Genomic DNA, 1,958 nt, shown 5'->3' on the forward strand with positions numbered 1-1,958 from the left:
ACCGCGATGTACAGCTGCGGTGCGACGATCTTGCCGGTCTGGCCGACCTGGTAGTCGTTCGGCACGTAGCCGGCGTCGACTGCCGCGCGCGATGCGCCGAGTGCCGCCGACAGCTTGTCCGCCAGCGGCTCCAGCACCTTCGTGTAGTTCTCGCCGCTGCCCAGACCACGGCCGCCCGATACGATGATCTTCGCGCTGGTGAGCTCCGGACGGTCCAGCTTCGTCACTTCACGGCTGACGAACTGCGACTTGCCGGCGTCTGCCGCCGCCTCGATCTTCTCGACCGACGCGCTGCCGCCTTCCGCTGCAACCGGATCGAAACCGGTCGCACGCACCGTGATGACCTTGATCGGGTCGCTCGACTGCACCGTCGCGATCGCGTTGCCCGCGTAGATCGGGCGCTCGAACGTGTCGGCACTGTCAACCGCCGTGATGTCGGAGATCTGTGCGACGTCCAGCTTCGCGGCGATACGCGGCGCGATGTTCTTGCCGTAAGCGGTCGCCGGCGCGAGGATGTGCGAATAGTCCTTCGCAATGTTCAGCGCGGTCGCTTCGACGTTTTCCGCGAGACCTGCTTCGAGTTGCGGCGCGTCGGCCAGCAGCACCTTCAATACACCCGCGATCTTTGCTGCCGCGTCGGCCGCGCCTTGCGCATTGTGGCCTGCGACCAGCACGTGAATGTCACCGCCGATCTTCGCCGCCGCCGCCACCGTGTTCAGCGTCGCGGCCTTGATCGACGCGTTGTCGTGTTCTGCAATCACCAGAATCGTCATTTCTTTCCGCTCCCTCTTACAGCACCTTGGCTTCGGTCTTCAGCTTCTCGACCAGCGTCTTCACGTCCGGCACCTTCACGCCGGCTGCGCGCTTCGGCGGCTCGGCCACCTTCAGCGTCTTCAGACGCGGCGCGACGTCCACGCCGAGGTCTTCCGGCTTCACCGTTTCCAGCGGCTTCTTCTTCGCCTTCATGATGTTCGGCAGCGTCACGTAGCGCGGCTCGTTCAGGCGCAGGTCGGTCGTCACGACCGCCGGCAGCGTCAGCGACAGCGTTTCCGCGCCGCCGTCGACTTCGCGTGCAACGGTTGCCTTGCCGTCCGCGATCGTGACCTTCGATGCGAACGTCGCTTGCGGGAGACCAGCCAGCGCGGCCAGCATCTGGCCCGTCTGGTTCGAATCGTCGTCGATTGCCTGCTTGCCGAGGATCACCAGTTGCGGCTGCTCCTTGTCGACCAGCGCCTTCAGGATCTTCGCGACGGCCAGCGGCTCGACGCTGTCGTTCGATTCGACGAGGATCGCGCGATCCGCGCCGATCGCCAGCGCCGTGCGCAGCGTTTCCTGCGCTTGCGTCACGCCCACCGACACCGCGATCACTTCGGTCGCGACGCCCGCTTCCTTCAGGCGCACCGCTTCTTCCACCGCGATTTCGTCGAACGGGTTCATCGACATCTTCACGTTCGCGATGTCGACGCCCGTGTTGTCCGACTTCACGCCGACTTTGACGTTCGCGTCAACGACTCTCTTTACTGCAACAAAAATCTTCAAGGCATTCTCCTGAATATCAACACCACCACATTCACCAGGGGCATCGGGAAGACAAACCTGGACTACGCGGCCCCCGCCACCTTTTACGATTTGACATGGATGCGTGTTACCGCTCCATGCGGCGCTCGTCTATGCGTTCGCGAAGAACATCGACCAGCACCGGGTAGCCGCTCATGTCATCCAGTCCCACTGGCGCGTTGCGTTACATGTTCGGGTAATTCGGCCCGCCACCGCCTTCCGGCGTGACCCACACGATGTTCTGCGTCGGGTCCTTGATGTCGCAGGTCTTGCAGTGCACGCAGTTCTGCGCGTTGATCACCAGTCGATCGCTGCCGTCGTCGTTCTTCACGAACTCGTACACCGCTGCCGGGCAGAAACGTCCTTCCGGCCCCGCATACGTGCGCAGGTTCACGTTCACC

General features: G+C 63.5%; 3 protein-coding genes. All 3 read right to left on the reverse strand.

Features of this window, described 5'->3' with window-relative positions; all coding sequences use genetic code 11:
- On the reverse strand, positions 1–773 hold a 773-nt coding region (locus ABY44_RS34090; protein ID WP_060180856.1), incomplete at its 3' end, for an electron transfer flavoprotein subunit alpha/FixB family protein.
- A 16-nt stretch (positions 774–789) separates the two neighbouring features.
- Positions 790–1,539: an electron transfer flavoprotein subunit beta/FixA family protein gene (locus ABY44_RS34095; RefSeq protein ID WP_136470062.1), complete on the reverse strand. Its 750-nt coding sequence runs from the start codon at positions 1,537–1,539 to the stop codon at positions 790–792.
- Positions 1,540–1,741: 202 nt separating this feature from the next.
- A partial coding sequence (locus tag ABY44_RS34100) for a 4Fe-4S dicluster domain-containing protein (RefSeq protein ID WP_431643328.1) occupies positions 1,742–1,958 on the reverse strand: 217 nt, incomplete at its 5' end.

It is taken from the genome of Burkholderia sp. ZZQ-2, from assembly GCF_050768715.1.
In the GTDB taxonomy this organism is placed as follows: Bacteria; Pseudomonadota; Gammaproteobacteria; order Burkholderiales; family Burkholderiaceae; genus Burkholderia; species Burkholderia cepacia.